This is a genomic window from Dactylosporangium maewongense, assembly GCF_039531485.1.
GTDB classification, from domain to species: Bacteria; Actinomycetota; Actinomycetes; order Mycobacteriales; family Micromonosporaceae; genus Dactylosporangium; species Dactylosporangium maewongense.
This window is the reverse complement of the sequence record NZ_BAAAQD010000016.1, coordinates 112,735-129,583: the sequence shown is the minus strand read 5'-3', so window position 1 is coordinate 129,583 and position 16,849 is coordinate 112,735. Positions and strand designations below refer to the sequence as shown.

Annotated in this window: 5 protein-coding genes; 4 read left to right on the top strand and 1 reads right to left on the bottom strand. The window is 77.9% G+C overall.

What is annotated here, in order from left to right:
• Window positions 1-52 precede the first annotated feature (52 nt).
• The gene (locus ABD332_RS35050; RefSeq protein ID WP_344507251.1) at window positions 53-2,956 is read right to left on the bottom strand and encodes an AfsR/SARP family transcriptional regulator; all 2,904 of its coding nucleotides are present in this window, start codon (window positions 2,954-2,956) and stop codon (window positions 53-55) included.
• Window positions 2,957-3,067: 111 nt separating this feature from the next.
• Here ABD332_RS35050 and ABD332_RS35045 point away from each other — a divergent pair, with 111 nt between their 5' ends.
• Genes ABD332_RS35045 through ABD332_RS35030 form a run of 4 tightly spaced genes read left to right on the top strand, consistent with a single transcriptional unit; the run spans window position 3,068 to window position 16,849 of the window.
• Window positions 3,068-4,411, top strand: a complete 1,344-nt coding sequence (locus ABD332_RS35045) for a hypothetical protein (RefSeq protein WP_344506874.1) — start codon at window positions 3,068-3,070, stop codon at window positions 4,409-4,411.
• The gene (locus ABD332_RS35040) at window positions 4,408-6,687 is read left to right on the top strand and encodes a CHAT domain-containing protein (protein WP_344506872.1); all 2,280 of its coding nucleotides are present in this window, start codon (window positions 4,408-4,410) and stop codon (window positions 6,685-6,687) included. Before ABD332_RS35045 ends, ABD332_RS35040 begins: the two co-directional genes overlap by 4 nt.
• A complete protein-coding gene (locus tag ABD332_RS35035; RefSeq protein ID WP_344506870.1) occupies window positions 6,684-15,833 on the top strand; it encodes a hypothetical protein in 9,150 nt (3,049 codons plus the stop codon). The genes ABD332_RS35040 and ABD332_RS35035 overlap by 4 nt, the downstream gene beginning before the upstream one ends.
• Entirely contained in the window at window positions 15,833-16,849 is a 1,017-nt protein-coding gene (locus tag ABD332_RS35030; protein ID WP_344506868.1) for a hypothetical protein, read from the top strand. Before ABD332_RS35035 ends, ABD332_RS35030 begins: the two co-directional genes overlap by 1 nt.

The window sequence follows — 16,849 nt, the reverse complement described above, 5'->3', positions numbered from 1 at the left end:
CCAGGCGTCGATGCGTCGTAGCCGTGCTGTTCGTGCCCACCGCGACGCGGCCTCAGCGGATCGGGGTGGCGTCGAGGGAGGCGAGGACGTGGGCGTACTCGCGCCTGGCCCGGGCCGCCGCCGCGAGGTTGCCCAGCTGCCGGTAGCCGTCCACGACGAGCCGCCAGCCGGCGTCGCAGTACCGGTCGATCTGCACGCAGCGCTCGGCCGCGGCGACCGCGTCGGCGGTCTCACCCGCGGCCAGCAGCGCCGTCGCGAGCTCCGTGGCGGCCTCCGCGGCGCGCCGGCGCAGCACCTCCCGCTCGTGCACCACCCACTCCGCCGGGCCGTCCTCCGGCAGCAGCTCACCGCCGTAGGCGAACAGCGCCTCGTGCAGCGCCGCCGCCCTGGCGTGGCCGTCACCGGCGACGGCCGCCCGGCGGGCCTCGCGCAGCGCCGCGGCGAAGCTGCCGATGTCGCTGTAGCCGCCGGGCGGCAGCGTCAGCTCGTACGCGTCGCCGTCGCGGGACAGCAGCCGCGGCTCCGGCGGCAGGACCGCCCGCAGGCTGGACAGCGTGACGTGCAGGCTCCGCGTCGCCGAGGCGGTGGCGACGCCGGGCCACAGCGCCTCCAGCATCGTCTCCCGGTGCAGCGGCCGGCCGGCGTGCATCGCGAGGAGCCGCAGCGCGACCCGGGTCCGCGGCTTCACCCCGGCGAGGTCGAGCTCCCGGCCGTGCAGCCGCAGCTGGAACCCGCCGAGGCAGTACACCTCGACCGGCGGTGCCTGCACCGCCGTGGCCGGGTCGCCGCCGGGCCGCTCGCCGAGCCACCGCAGCACCGCCGCGGCCGGCAGCCCAGCCTCGACCACCCGCGCGATCCCGGCGCCCTCCTGCCCTCCGCCGCCGCGCCTGGCGTTGCTCGTCTCGCGGCCTCCACGCCCGGCGGCAGTAGCTTCCGTGGGGCTGCTGCCGCCGTTGGTGTTGGGGTCAGTGGTGGCGCGGGAGGCGGCCGCGGCGGCGAGGGCGGCCGCGGCCGGGACTCCGGCGTCGCGGGCGAGGCGTTCGGCGCGGGCCGCGCTCGCCGGGCCGTCCGGGTCGCCGGCGGCGGCCTGCGCCACGCTCAGCAGCGACTCCGCCCACGCCCGCAGCACCGGGGCGTCCAGCGCCGTGCAGTGCCGCAGCAGCTCGGCAGCGTCGTCGGCGGCCGGGACCGGCGTGCCGACCAGGCAGACGAGCGCCTGCGCGAGGGCGGCGCCCCAGCGGTCGCCGTCGCGGTCGCACTCGGCGACGGCGGCGCGTGCCTCGGTCAGGCCCTGCGCGGTGCCGTCGAACGCGCCCAGCGCCCGGGCCATCCGCACGATCCACGGCTGGCCGGCCCACTCGGCGTCGGCGGCCAGGCGGTCGAGCTCGCCGCGGGCGGTCGGCCACGCGCCGGCGACGTCCAGGCAGGCGTGCAGCAGCCGGACCCCGAGGTCGGCGACGCCGACGCCCACCGGCGGGTCGGGCGGCAGCGCCCGCCGGGCGCCGTCGGGGTCACCCGCGAGCAGCCGCGCGGCGGCCCGCACGAGCGGCTCCCGCGTGGCGGCGGCGACCTCGGCGAGGGCGCGGCGGGCCGCGGCCCGCAGCTCGCCCGCGTAGTGCCCGGGCAGGGTGGCGCCGCCGGGCGCCCACAGCGCGGCGAGCCGGCGGACCGCCCGGCAGAGGCCCCGGCCCTGCTCGTCGAAGAAGTGCTCCTCGGCGGCGCGCAGGCACAGCACCGCCGCCTCGATCCGCCCGCGGGCCAGCAGGTGCCGGCCCTTCGCCAGCATGAGCCACGGGTCCTCGGCGACCAGCCACTCCGGCAGCAGGTCCTGCCACGGCTCGGTGCCGTCGCCGGGGTCGTCGGCGGCCCGCCCGCCGAGCCGGTCCAGCAGCGCCCGGACCTGGTCCCAGTCCTCGGCGCGGGCGGCGGCGCGCACCGCCTCCACGAGCGCGCCCTCCTCGGCGAGGAGCGTCGCGGCCCGGGCGTGCAGGGCCCGCGCACCCGCCTCGCCGAAGCGTTCCGCGAGGGTCACCGCCAGGTGGGCGCGGAGCACCTCGTGGTAGCGGTAGCTGCGCCCGCCGTCGGTGCTGGCGGTGAAGGCCTGCCGCCGTTCCAGCTCGGCGAGGTGCTCCCGGCTGCCGCCCCCGTCGTCGAGCAGCCGCTCGCACCGCTGCGGGGTGAGCACGTCGAAGACGCTGGTGCGCAGCAGGAACTCCCGCAGCGGCACCGGCAGCTCGGCCAGGACCGTGTGCGCCAGGTACGCCCGGGTCAGCGCCTGCCGGCCGTCCAGCGCGGCGACCGCGCGGCGGCGCTCGACCAGCGGCCGGTTGTGGGTCGACAGGTGGAACATGTGCAGTCCGGCGGCCCAGCCACCGAGGCGGCGGGCGAGGGCGGCGACGTCGTCGGGTGGGAGCGGCTCCCGGTACACCTCCCGCAGCAGCCGCTCGGCCTCCCACGAGCGGAACCGGAGCTGCTCGCCGTCGACGATGCTCACGTCGGCCAGCTCGTAGCGGGCCAGGTTCAGCCCCGGCATGCGCCGCCCGGCGGCCAGGACGTGCAGCCAGGACGGCGCCCGTACCAGCAGCGTCTCCAGCGCCTGTTCGGCGTCGGGCGCGGCGAGCCGGTGCAGGTCGTCGACGATCACCAGCGTCGGCGGCCGGTCCTCGCCGCCGAGCGCGGCCGCGAGGGCCTGCGGCTCCTCCGGCAGGTGCGCCGCACCGGGGATCGCGGCGCGCATCCGGCGGGCGACGGCCGCGGCGCTCGCGTCGGCCGGGTCGACCCGCCACCAGCCGACCGGTCCCTCCCAGCGGGTGGCGTACTGGGCGAGCAGGGTCGTCTTTCCCGCACCGGCCGGCGCCACCACGAGGGCGAGCGGCCGGGTCCGCAACGCCGCGAGCTCGTCGAGCAGCCGCCCCCGGACCAGGCCCAGCCGCTCGGCGCTGTGCAGGCCATCCATCACCGCCACCGGTCTCCGTCCGTCGGAACGCCGATACCAACCGTGTCCGCCGTGAGCTATACAAGCGGTACGCGGCCAGATGCGGAAGGTGTCAGACGGAAAGGTGTCCCCTTGGACGCGGTACACATCCGAGTGACGGAGACCGCGGAGGGCATCGACCGGCTTCGCCGCGAGATCGCCGCGTGGACCGACCGGCGCCGCGCCCGCGACCCGCGCCGGCAGTTCCACACGGCATTGACCAGCATCGACGACACCCTCGGCGGCGCCGCCGAGCGGGTGGCCGCCGCGTTCCCGGCCGCCGCGACCGGCACCCCCGGCGAGATCTTCGACGCGTGCCGCCGGTTCGAGGGCCGCGCCGCGCTCGTGCGCCGCCTGTGGAGCTGGTACGCGGCCAAGTTCGACCAGCGCGACGACCCCGCCCACCGCCGCGCGCTCGCCGCCGCCGACGAGGTCGCCTGGAGCGTCCACGCCGGGCTCGTCCGCGGCGCGCTCGCGCACGGCCTGCCCGTGCCGCCGTCGCCGGCGCCGCTGCCGTTCCTCGACCCGGTGCAGGCACCCGAGGCGACGCTCCGCGACGCGCCACCGGCCGCGCTGCGCCCCGACAGCGCCGACGACCTCCTCGCGGTGCTCCTCGTCAGACTCCCGGTGCCGACCGTGGCGCTGCCCGCGGGTGCCGCCTGGGCGCCGTGGACCCTGGTGCTGCTCGGTCACGAGGTCGGGCACCACCTGGAGCACGACCTGCTGCCCGGCGGGGCGCTGCGCGACCGGGTCCGCACGGCCGTCGGCGCGGCCGGCGGCGACGACGCGGCGTCGTGGGGCGGCTGGAGTCACGAGCTCTTCGCCGACCTGGCCGGGCTCGTCACGATGGGCGCGGCGTCGGCGGAGGCGCTGCTGCCGTTCGAGCTCGGTGGCGGCCCGTCGATGCTGGACCGAGGCCGCGGCAGGTACCCGGCGCCGCTGGTCCGCCTCACCGTCCTGTCCGCGCTCGCGGACCGCCTCGGCCTGCCGCCCGTCGGCGTCCCGCTGGGCGACCCGCCCGCCACCGACCGGCGCGCCGCCGCGATCCGCCGCGACCTGGGCCGCGTGACCGGCGTCGTCGACGCGCTGCTCGGTCCGCTGTGTGGGCCGGTCGGCCTCACGGACCTCGCCGGCTTCGACCCGTCCGAGCACCACCCGGGCGGCGCCGTCGACCTGCGCGCGGGGCTGCTGCTGCGCGGCGACGGCGCGGCGGGGGAGTCCGGCCCGCGGGCCGTGCTCGGGTACGCCGCCGCCGGCCACGTCGCCCGTTCGCGGCTCACCGACCCTGCCGCGGTGCGCCGCCTCGCCGACACGACCCTCGACGTGATCACCGCCTGCGCCGAGCCCGGCCTGCGCGACGCGGGTCCGGCCGCGCCCGCCGGCTCCGCCGTGCTAGCCGCCGAGCTGGCGGCGCTGCTGCTGCGGGACGAGCCGTGACCGCGCTGCGGATCCTCGTCGACGTCGCCCGCGACCCGGCCGGCGACGGCTGGACCGTGCGCCTGACGAGCACCGGGCAGCCCGGCTGGTCATGGCCGGCGCCGGGCGCGCCGCCGCGGCGGATGCGGGCGGGCACCCACGCGGGCCGCCGGGTCCCGCTGCCGGACCCTGAATGGTGCACGGGCGGGCCCGACCACTCGTTGTGCTGCGCCGCGACGGCCGAGTCGGTGGCCCGGGCGGTGGCCGCCATGGCCGTCCGCGTCGGCGCCACGACCGGCGCCGCCCTCGGTGGCCTCCTGCACGCCGCGCTCCTCGGCCCGGCCGGCCCCAGTGCCCCCGGTGCCGGCGGTGGCGCGGCGTGGGCGGCGATCGGGGACCTCGTCGCGCTGCACCCGGGCGCGCCGCTGGAGCTGGCGCTGCGGTGGCCGGTGGGGGACGCCGACCTCAGCGGGCTGCCGTGGGAGCTGCTGCACGACGGGCGGCGGTTCCTCGCCACGTCCGCCGGTGGGGCGCCCGTCGCCGTCACCCGGGTCCTCGCCGGCACGCGGGGCACGGCCGAGCCGCTGCGGGTGCCCCCGCGGGTGCTGTTCGTCGTGGGGACCGCCGCGACCGACCTGCGGGTCCGGCCCGGGGCCGAGATCGCCGGGCTGCTGCGTGCCGTCCGGCAGGCGGGCGCCCGCATCCACTACCGGATGCTGCACGACGCCAGCCCCGACCGGCTCGAGGCGGCGATGGAGACGTTCCGGCCCGACGTCGTGCACATCATCGCCCACGGCGGGACCGGGCCGCACGGGCCGTACATCGTGCTGTGCGCGGACGACCCGAGGGTCAAGGAGGAGCAGCGGTACGCCGCGCAGCTCGCCGAGCAGCTCACCGTCGGTGGCCGGAAACCGCCGGTGGTCGTGCTCAGCGCGTGCGAGACCGGGGCGCTGCACGTGCCCGGGCCGGGGATGGCGACGCCGTTCGCTGCCGACCTCGTCGCCGGCGGCGTGCCGGTCGTCGCCGCGATGGCGGGCATGGTCAGCGACCGGGCATGCCGGCTCTTCACCCGCCGCTTCGGCCAGGCGCTCGCCGCCGGCACCTCGATCGTCGCCGCGACCGCCGAGGCCCGGCGGCTCACGTTCGCCGCGGACGCCGCCGGCGGGCTGGACTGGGCGCTGCCCGCGGTGTTCCTCGCCGACGAGGACGAGCCGCTGCCCATCCGCGCCGGCGACGGCGGTGCCGGCCTCGCGGCGGGCTGGATCAGCGCGTACGGCCTCGAGGAGGACCCCGTCTTCTGCGGCCGGGAGAACGTCCTGTCCGCGTTCCTGCCGCTGCTCGCCGGTCCGGGCGGCCGCCGCACCGGCTGGGAGTCCGGGCGCGACGAGCCGCGCCGCGGCGCCCTCGCGATCTGCGCCGAGCCGTCCGCCGGGGTCGGCAAGACCCGCACCCTGCGCGAGATCGCCCGGCAGGCGCTGCTCGACGGGCACCTGCCGGTCCTTGTCGGCACCGGCGGCGGCGACCTCGTCGCGCCCCGCAGCCACGCCACCCTGTGCTCCGCGGTGTCCAACGGCATCGAACAGGTCCGGCTGCACCTGGGGCTCACCATCGACGAGCTGACCGAGTCCGCCGGCCTCGCCGACGTGCTCGCCGGCACCGCCGACGCCGACCCGGCGCTGCTCAACCCGACCGTGCGGCGCCTCGTCGGCCGAATGCCGCTCGCCGCCATGCGCATGGCGCTGCAGCTGGACCTGGCCGCGCTGCTCGCCGACGCCCGGCGGCGCTGGCCGCACCTGCGCGGTGGCCGGGCCGTGCTGCTGCTCGACAACCTCGACCAGACCGCGCAGGACGTGCTCGACGCGCTGCTCGGCGGCGGCATGCTCGGCGAACACGGCCTCGGCGACGAGCAGGAACCCCTCCCCGTCGTGCTCATGATCAGCGCACCGCGGATCGTCGACGACATCCGGCAGGGCCGCCAGCGGGGGCGCTGGCTCGCCCACGTCGACCTCGCCCCGCTCAGCGACGCCGGCGACGAGGACCTGTTCGCCTACGAACAGGTCATGCTGCACCCGTTCCTGGGCCAGAAGGCGCCCGGCTTCACCGACCGGCCCTGGGCCGTGGACCGCACCCTCACCCCGGAGGAGGCCGCGCCGATCGTCGTCACCTGGCGCCGGTACATGAAGGGCCTGCCGTACAACTTCGTCGAAGGCGTCGTGTTCCCGCTCGCCATCGAGATGTCGTTCCACGCGAAGTACGTGCTGTCCGCCGACGACGACGTCACCGCGGCGGGCCTGTGAACCCGGACCAGCCCGACATCTCGGCCGCCGCCGCTCGCGACGAGGACGCCCGTGTCGCCGCCGCCCGCGAGGCTCTCGCTCGTGAGGCCGCCGCCCGCGACGCCTACGACCGTGCCTCCTCCGCCTTCTCTGCCGCCATCGGTGGCGCCGTTGCCCGTGACGTCGCTGCGCGCATCTCGGCCGTCCACGACGCCCGCACTCCAGATGCGGCTGCCGGCGACACGGAGGCCCATGACGCGGGCGGTCGTGCTGTGAGCGCCCGTAGTACGGGCGGCGGTGACGCGGGCGGTCGCGGTACGGGCGGACTGGACGCGAGGGCGCTCGACGCGGGGCTCGCCGCGCGCATCGAGGCCGACCGGCGGGACCGGATCGCGCGGATCGGCGCGGAGGCCGTCGCGTGGCTCGCGCTCGCCCCCGAGTGGACCCGCCGGGTCGCCGCGGCCGCCGGGTTCCCCAGCCTCGACGCGGTGCTGACGGAGGCGGTCGAAGCCGGCTGGTGCGTCGCCGAGCGGCACCGCCTCGACCGCCGCGGCGCCCTGGTCAGGGCCCGGCTGCTCGCCACCACCGTCCGCGAGCTCCCGGCGGCGACGACCCCGTGGCTGCGCCGGCAGCTGTGCGCCGAGGTGCTCGCGGCCGTGCCGCAGATCGGCTCCGACGCCACCAAGGCCACCCTCCTCGCCCAGATCGCCCGCGGCCTGCCCGGCGAGCTGACCGCCGACGCCCGTGCCGTGGCCGCCGCGGTCATGGACCCGGCCCAGCGCGCGTACGCCCTGGCCGTCACCGGCGCCGACCCGTCCACAGTGGACCCGCTCGGCGCGGAGGACCGGCTGCGGGTCGCGGCCGTCCTCGGCGACGCCGCAGGCGTGGCGGCGGCCGCGGTGGAGTGCGCGGCACCGTACGCGGAACTCGTCCAGCTGGTCGGCGACGTCGCACCCGCCGTCCTCGCACCGGCGGTGGCCAACCTGGAGGCGGGTCCGCCGTCCACTGAGGACGATCCCGCCGACCGGGCCGCGGTGCTCGCCGCCACGGGAGAGCTGCTGCCGGCGTCCTCCGCCGAGCTGGCGCAGGCCCGGGTCGAGGCGTCGCTCACCGGTGTCCACCCGTCGATCGGCGCCCTGATCCTGGTCGACCTCGCCGCCCTCGCCGCCGCCCGCGGCCGCCCCGACGACGCGCTCGCCTTCGCCGAACGGATCCTCGACGAGGGCCTGCGACTGGAGGCGTACGCCGCCGCCGTCCGCGCCCACCCGCCCCTCGCAGCCGCGGTCGCCGGCATCGCCGAGCCGGTCGCCCGCGCCGCCGCCGAAACCGCCGAACCAGGCCAGGAAGGCTGCGTCGCGCTCGTCGAGACCCTCGCCGGCGCCGGTGCGGGCGCCGCCGCCGAGAGCCTGGCGACCCTGTTGACCGACCGGCGCGGCCACCCTGACGCGATCGCCGCACTGGCCCGCGCCGCCGTCGCGCTGCGCATCGCCGGCCGGGTACGGGCCGCCGGCCGGATCGTACGGGCCATCGGATCCGCCGTGCTGCCGGACGACCGTACCGTGCGGGCGACCGCCAAGCTGCGGTCCCTGCCGGCCCTCGCGCCGCAGGAGGCCGCGCGGGTTGCCGAGGAGGCACGGATCGCGGCCGAGGAGGCCGAGGAGCCCGACGCCGCAGTGCTCGCCCGCCTGCTGCCCTACGTGGCCGACGCCGGCGCGCCCGCGCTGCTGCGCCGGGTGCTGGAGCTCACCGCGCCCGCCGGGAGCGACGCCGGGTTCTGGATGCCCGACGCGGCCCGCCCCGACGTGCTCGCCGCCCTCGCCGCGCAGCACGGCACGGCGTGGCTGCGGGCGGTGTCCGTCACGGCCGCGGGCAGGGTACGGTCGCCGGAGGTGCAGGCGCTGGCCGTACCGGCGACGCTGCGGCAATGGGCGAACCTCGCCGGGACCGCGCAGGACCCCTCCGGCGCCGCGACCGCCCGGCGCCTGGAAAGCGCGTGCAGGCCGCTGCTGGAGTCCGGCGCCGTCGGCGAGGCCCTCGGCTGGGTCGAGACCGCGCGGCTGCTGCTGCCGGTCATCGGCGGCGAGCTGGAGACGAGCGTGCTGCTCGTGTCGCGGCGGGCGGAGCTGGCGCAGCGGCGCGAGCAGGACCGCCGGCACCTGGAGCGGTTCCTGGTGCGCCGCGGGCCGGTCGAGGAGTTCGACCAGCTGCTCGCCGAGCCCGACGACGGCGGCCGGTGGGCGCTGCACTACCTCGGCCAGGGCGGGATCGGTAAGACGACGCTGCTGCGGTACCTCACCGCCCGCCTCGCGCCGGAGCGCGGGATCATCACCAGCCGCGTCGACTTCGACCACCTCGACCCCGACTACCCGCTGCGCCGCCCCGGCCAGCTGCTGCTGGAGCTGCTGCAGGAGCTCGGCGCGCACGCGACCGCCGGCGGCGCCGACACGTTCTTCCGCCGCGTCGACCGGCAGCTGCGCGACCTGCGCCACTGGGCGCCCGACGACACCGCCCTCGACGCCCTCGCCGCGCTCGACTCACCCGCGATGCTCGCCGCGATCGAAGGCTTCTGCGAGTTCCTCCGCCTGCTGCCGCGCCGCGTCGTGCTCGTCCTGGACACCTGCGAGGAGGTCGCGAAGTTCCGCCCCGAGGCGGGCCGGATGCCGCAGCTCGTCGCGATGTTCACGCTCCTGGAGCGGATTCACGCGGCGGTGCCGTCCGTGCGCGTCGTTCTTGCCGGCCGCCGGCCACTGGTCCGTGCCTCCGCCGCCGGCGTTGCGCCGCTGCCGTCCGGGCAGCCGTACCTGCGGGTCGCGGAGGTGCGCGGGTTCAGCCGATCAGAGGCTTCGCAGTACGTCACCGACCGGGTCGGCCTCACCCTGGCCGCCGCGGACCTCGACCGGCTGCTCGCCCTGTGCCCGGAGCCGGTCCCGCGGTCCGGCGAGGTCCGGTACAGCCCGTTCGACCTCGCCCAGCACGCCGCCGCCGTCCGCGAGGACCCCGGTTACCTGCACGCCACGGCGCAGCTGGGGGCCGACCCGTACGTCGAGCACCGCATCGTCCGGCGCCTCCGCGAACCCGCCCGCGGGCTGCTCGCCGCCGTCGTCGCCCTGCGCCGCTTCGACCGTGAGATGCTCGAGGCCGCCACCACTGCGCCGCACCGCGACCGGCTGGCCGAGGCATGGTTCGAGCTGGCCGCCACGGAATGGCTCGAGTACCGCGTCCATCCGCCGCTCGACACGCCCTTCCTGGAGGTGCACGGCAGCCTGCTGGACCGGCTCGAGCGGTACTTCGAGCGGTACCCGCAGCACCACGAGCGGCTCGAGGCGCAGCGGGCGCTCGGGCTGCGCCTGCCCGGCCTCGTCGACACCCGCCCCCTCGACCGCCTGCGCGTCGAGCACGTCGACGCCGCCCTCAGGTGCGCACCCCCGGACCGCGCGGCGACGCTGTGCGACTCGCTGGCCCGCAGGGTGGTGTCGGAGCAGGCGTGGGGCTGGGCGGAGACGGTGTTCGCGCGGATCCTCAGTACCGACGGCGCGCTGGCCGACGTTGCGCATCCCGCGACGGCGGGCGCCCGGGCCCTGTACGCCGCGGCCGCCGGAAAGATCTCGGCCGCCACCCCGCTCGTCCCGATCTGGACGGAGGTCGCCGACGCCGTCGCCACCGACCCGGGGGCGGGCTGGCTGCGCCTGCGGGCCGAGCACGCCGCCATCGGGCGCGGCGCGGACCGCCGCCCCGCCCTGCATGCACTCCTGGCCGCCGCGTCGGTGGCGGTGCCGGCCGGCACGCCCCACATCGACCCCGCCCCGCCACCGCCGGGGGGCACTCCCGCCGCCTCGGGCGGTGGCCTCGGCGGCGGCCTGGGCCTGGCGTACCACGGCGGCGGCCTGGTGGCCGGCGCCGGCGGCGTCCTTGGCCGGGGCGCCGATGGGCGGTCCCTTGGCGGCACGAGCGTCGGCACCGGCCTGGGGGCGGCCGGCGGTGGTTCGACGGTCGGCGGCGTGGCGGGTGGTAGTGGTGGCGTCGCTGGAGGTGTTGGCGGCTCGGGTCGGGGTGGTGTCGGCGGTACGATCGGTGGCGTCGGCGGGGCTGGTTTCGGCGAGGCCCTCGGCTGGGTCGGCACCGGCGGTGTGGGGGGCACCGGGGGAGCGGGCTTGCAGCCCACATCGCCGCAGCCCACACCGTCGCTGGTCGTGTCGGAGATGCCCGGCATCGGGACGGCCGTGGGCGCGACGCTGGGCATCCCGCCGGGGACGGCCGCGGGCTCGGTCCTGGGCCGCTGGGCACCCGGCAACGCTCCGGAGCCCGGAACCTCGCAGGACGGCGGGTCCCGCACCTCGCCGGGCGGTGCGGCTGGTGTCAGGCAGGGCGCTGCGGTGGGCGCTCTGGAAGGGCGCGTGGCCGGCAGAGCACCTGGTGAGCCGTCCGGGCGTGACGTGCGGCAGGCCGTTGCGCCGGGTGGGGCGGTGACGAGTGGGCCTGGTGAGCCGTCCGGGCGTGACGCGCGGCAGGCCGTCGCGCCGGGTGGGGCGGTGACGAGTGGGCCTGGTGAGCCGTCCGGGCGTGACGCGCGGCAGGCCGTCGCGCCGGGTGGGGCGGTGACGGGTGAGCCTGGTAGCGGGTTCCGTGGCCCGCTTGACGGCCGTCGATCCGGAGATGGCACGCCTGGCGAGACGGGCGCGGCCGGCGCGGCACCCGGACAGCGCCTGACGAGTGAACCGGGCAGGCACGGTGCTGGCGGTGCAGGCGGGGCGGTGGTGCGGGCGATCGCCATCGCGGTGGGGGACGACGGGGCGGCCGTGGTGGCGGGGGATGCGGCTGGGACGTTGCGGGTGTGGGACTTCGGCAGCGTGCGGGCGGTGACGCCGCCGCGGCGGGCGCATGCGGGGGCGGTGCTGTCGGTGGCGGTGCTGCGGCTCGGCGGGCGGCCGGTGGCGGTGAGCGGTGGGACGGACGGGTGTGTCCGCTGGTGGCCGGTCGAACCCGGGCCTGCCGCGGACCTCCCGGTCCTGCGGGGCGCGGGTGCGGTGACCGGGCTCGCCACCGTCGACGGTGCCGGTGGTCCGGTGGTGGCGGTGCTGCGGGACGGCAGGGTCAGGCTGTGGCCCGCCGGGGCGCCCGACCATCTCGCTCGTGAGGTGATCGTCCCGGGGCCGCCCGTCACCGCTCTCGCGGCCGTCGAGTCAAGTCAAGCCACGGCGGGTGCGCCTCAGGACACTGTGGACAGTGGTGGGGCGGTGCTGGTGGTTGGGGCCGGGTCGGGGGTGGTCCGGGTCGATCCGCGGACCGCGACGGCCGGGGCTGCGAGCAACGGTGCCGCTGCCGTGCATGCCGTCGCCGTCACGAGCGCTGATGGGTGGGCGTCGCTCGCCGTTGTCGCGGCCAAGGACGGGGCCCGGGTGCACGACCTCGGTGTGGGCGGCGGCGTGCGGAAGCTGGCCGGTGCGGAGGTGCTCGTCCACGCCTGTGCGGTCGCGCCCGACGGCAGGTGGTTCGCGACCGGGGACGCCGACGGGGCGGTGCGGTTGTGGGACGCGGCGAGCGGGGAGCCGTTGCGGGTGTTGCGCAGCGGCGGGGCGGTGCTCGCGTGCGCGGTGGCGCCCGACGGCACGTGGGTCGCGGCCGCCGGCGGGGACGACGCCGCCAGGCTGTGGGACGCGGCGACGGGGCGGCCGCTGGCGGAGTTGGGTGGGCACGAGGGCGGGGTGTGGGGGTGCGCGGCAGGGCCCGACGGGACGTGGGTCGTGACCGCCGACGGTGCCGGGGTCCTGCGCCGGTACGCGACCACCGGTGGCCCGCCCGTCTGGGAGTTTCCGCACGGCGGCGGGCTGCGAGGGTGTGCGGTAACCCCGGACGGGAGAGGGGTCGTGGTGGGTGCGGCGGGCGGGGCCGTACACCTGCATGACGCGCAGACCGGGGCGCTGCGACGCACGCTTGAGGGCCACGCGGGCGGGGCGTGGGCGTGCGCGGTCGCGCCTGACGGCAGGTGGCTGGCGACGGCCGGCGCAGACGGGACGGTGCGGCTGTGGGACGCGGAGACCGGCGCGCCGCTGCGCACCCTGACCGGTGCGGTCGGGCCGTTGTGGGACTGCGCGGTCGCGCCCGACGGCAGGTGGCTGGCCGCCGCGGGCAACGACGGCGCCGTCCGGATCTGGTCCGCGACGGGCGCACCCGGGCCCGTCCTGACCGGTCACGCGGCCGGGGTGTGGGGGGTGGCGATCGCGCCCGACGGCACCTGGCTCGTCGCGGGCGGGCGGGACGTGCGCGCCTGGGACGCCGCGACCGGACGGCGTCGGCTCGCGTTGTCGGGTGCGGTACCGGAAGCGGGCCCCGCCACCGCCGTCGCGGCCGGCACGCTCGACGGGCGGCCGATCGCGCTCACCGGCGCCACCGACGGCCGCATCCACGCCTGGGACCTGCGCGCCGGGGTGCCGCTCGGGGCGCCGATCACCGGGCACGACGCCGCGGTGACCGCGATCGCCCTCGCCACCGTCCGGGGCAGGACGGTCGCGGCGACCGGCGCCGCCGACGGCGCGGTCAGGTTCTGGGACCTCGCCGAAGGCTGGCGTCGGGCCCGGCTGCTGCTCGGCGACGCCCTCGCGGCCGTGTCCGCCCGGCTGGACCAGATCGAACGGAGCCCGGACCGCGACGTGCGCGCGCTCGGCGTCGGCCGTGCGCAGGTCGACGAGCTGGCCGCCCTGGCCGAGGCGTGCGGGGCAGCCGCGTACGCCCGCATGCTCCGCGCCCGCCTCGCCTGGCTCTCCGGCGACGTCGACGAGGCGGACCGGCTCGCCGGGGAGGCCCTCGCCGCGCTGCCGGACGACCCGTCGGCGCCGCTGGATCCGTTCGTCGGCGCGGACTGGGACGCGCCCGCCGTCACCGCCGACCGGGTCCGCCTCGAACTCGCCCGCCTCGCCGGCCGACCCGTCCCGAAGCCGGCCCGCCCACCGGGGGAGCCGGACCGGTCGGTGACGGAGCCGGACCGGTCGCTTGCGGTCTCGGACCAGTCGCCGGCGCATCCAGAAGCGCCGCTGACGGAGCCGGACCGGTCGTCGGAGGAACCGGACCGTCTGCTGGCGGAGCCGGAGCGGATGCTCGCGCGGGCGGACCGGGTGCTGCTGCTCGACGCCGCGGGGCGGGCCGGTAATCCGGACGCTGACCGGCTGGCCTCGATCACGCTGCTGCACATGCTCGCCCACCGCGTTGTCGACCGCGGCACTGTGGTGGCGGTCGAGCAGGCGCTCGGCACGACCGTGACGCCGCCCGCGACGGTCGCCGCGCACGAGGCGGTGCCGCCGCTGCGGGTCGCGCTCGCCCGGGCCTGGGGTGCCCTCGGCGGCGCGGCGGAGGCGCGGGCCGCGCTCGACCGGGGGCGGGTGGCGGACCGGCCCACCATGGACGTGTTCGACGACGCGCTGCTCGACCTGGCCGTGCTGCTCAACCGCGACTGGGGCAGGCACCTCCGGCAAACGTCGACGTCCCAGGCTGCGGTCCGGGCGCGGATCGTGCTCGACCCGTCCGCGGTCAGACCCCCGGACCCGTACCCACGGGAGCGCGAGAGCCCTCCGCCGCAGGAGTGGTGGTGGCGGCACCGTAACCAGCCTGACGCCGCGGCCCGGCGGGCGCTGCTGGACGCGGCGCTGTTCGGCGGCGACGAGCCCCCGGCGCTGGACTGGCTGGAGCCGGCCCTCGGCGCCCGCCGGATCGCGGAGATCGCCCTCGAGGAGGGGCGGCTCCTCGCCGTGTACCGCCCAGCGGCCGGCCAACGCCTGCTGCGATGGGCGGCCGACCGGTTCGCCGTGCTCGGTGAGCAGCCGCAGCCGGCGTCGGGACACTCGGTCCAGGCGCCCGTCGCAGACCCGGTGCCGGCGCCCCCCGCGTCGCCGGTGGTGCCGGCGTGGGCCGAGCGGTGGGCGGTCCGCTCGCAGAACTGGCGGCCGCTGACGACCACATGCGGGATCCTTGCGCTCGGGTTCCTCGTCGCGTTCGGGTACGGGCTGGGATTGGCGCTGCTGCCGGTCGCGGTCGCGCTCGCCCTCGTGCCGGCGGCGAGCATCGGGTTGGACTGGTTGTGGGAAGGGCTGCCCCGGTGGTCCCGCACCTGGCGCAGGACGCCCCGGCGGGTCCTCGTCAGCCTCCGCGTCGGCCTCCCCGGGCCCTGGGTGAACAGCCAGCCGCGAATGCTGGTCAGCGCCGAGTGGAAGGACCCCGCGGCAAGCGCCCGGGTCGCCGTGCCGTTGCGGCAAGGGGCGGACGCCGACGCTCCGGGATGGCCGCGCCGGCGAGCCCGCCGGGCGGCAGCGGTCCTGGCCGCGGCGGATCGGGCCGGGCTGCCGGTGCCACTGCACGTCCTCCCGTCCGACGACGGGGTGGCCTGGGAGGTGCCGCTGGCGCAGGGTGCTGGGGTCCTGCTCGACACCCGCAGGATCTGGGAAGCTCAGGGCGCGACCCTGCCGGCGGATCCGGGCTGGACCGTGCTGGCGGGGCCGATCCGGCGGACGCTGCTGCGCGAGACGATGGCGGCGCTGGACACGGTCGGGGCACCCGGCGCCGTCACGACCGGGCTGCTGGCCGTCGCGGGGCTCGCCGTCCTCGTCGACGGGCAGCCCCGCATCACGGTCGAGGCGCTGACCGTGCACCCGGACGACCTGCCGATGGACCGGCTACGGCTGGTCCTCGTCATCGCCGACGCCACCGAGCCCGGACCGGACAACGCCCTGCTGCGCAGGTGCTGTGGCGACCTGATGCGGGCCGGGGCGGCCGCCGTGGTGCTCGTGCCGGCGATGCCGCTGCAGCATCTCGGGCCGGTCCTCGCACCGTTCGCGGCGCTCACGGACGTGCCGGCGGCAGGCGCGGGACCGGCGGACGACTCGGCGTCAGGCGCGGGACCTGTGGACGACTCGGCGTCAGGCGCGGGACCGACGGACGGCCCGGCGGCAGGCGCGGAGGTTACGGACGGCCTGGCGGCGGATGGCGAGGCGGCGGCGGTGGGCGGCGAGGTCGCGGCGGGTGGCGAGGTCGTGGCGGGTGGCGAGGTCGTGGCGGGTGCGGGGCTCACTGGGATCCCGGCGGCGGTGCGGGCGGCGCGTGAGGAGTTGGCGCGGCGGACCGATCGGGCGTACGCGGCGGAGATGACGTTCTTCCAGGTGCAGACAGGGAGCGAGGCGTAATGGGGTTCTGGTCAACGGTGCGCACCACGGTGCGGCGGCCCGCGGAGCAGCTGGTGTTCGCGGCGCTGCCCGCCGAGGGGGCCACGCCGCTGGTGCCGCGGCAGGGGTACGTGCGGGTGTGGCTGTCGCAGATGTTCCTGCAGCACCGCTCGACGCTGCTCGCCGACTGGGTGCCGGCCGCGCACACCAGGGTCGGGATCACGGCGGGCGGGCGGACGACGCACGACTACGGGCGGGTGCTGCGGCCCGAGCCGGGGCAGCTCACCGACGGCGTGCGGCTCAACTTCGCGCTCACCGACCTCGTGCCGTACGAGGGCGGCGAGATCGAGGTGACCGCGGTGCTCTTCGGGCTGCAGTCCGGCAACCATCTCGACGTGGCCGTGGACGTGCTGTCGCTCGTGTCGCTGCTGCCCGTGCCCGCGCTGCCGGTCGCGGCGAAGGTGTCCGAGAGCGCGCGTGACCTGGTCGTGCGTTCGGACGGGCGGGTGCATCTGGATCTGCATCAGACGTTCAGCGCGGACGGTGGTGGTGGCGCCGTCGTCAGCCCCGGCCACCTGGCCGTCGTCCTCGCCGCGCAGCGCGACCTCGCCACCGCGGACCTGCGGGTCGTCGGCGACCGGTTGCACGTCGTCCGGGATGGGGCCGTGGTGCCACTCGCCGGCCACGACTTCATGCTGCTGCGCCTCGAGTGCCGCACCGTACGGCCCGACCTGAGTATCCCCGACGCCGACCGTGCCTGGGCCGCGGCGGTCCACGCCTGGAGCGAGGGCGACGACACCGCCGCCGACGGCTACCAGCGCGCCGCCCGCGCCGCGGTCCTGCTGTCGCCGCTGCTGTGTGACGGCGACCGCCGCCGCGTCGTCGCCGCGATCGCCGCGCAGTGGCAGCAGCTGCGCGACCAGGCGCAGGGGCTGACCGCCGACGCCGTCCCGGAAGGCCTGGACGCGCTCGTCCGCCGCTGGTCGCCGGACACCACCAGCGACCCCATCACCCCCGCCGAGGCGTTCGCCATGTGA

Bases quoted from the DNA above. Each gene is read 5' to 3' on its own strand.
- ABD332_RS35030 (WP_344506868.1), top strand. From the start codon at position 15,833: ATGGGGTTCTGGTCAACGGTGCGCACCACGGTGCGGCGGCCCGCGGAG.
- ABD332_RS35050 (WP_344507251.1), bottom strand. From the start codon at position 2,956: ATGGATGGCCTGCACAGCGCCGAGCGGCTGGGCCTGGTCCGGGGGCGG.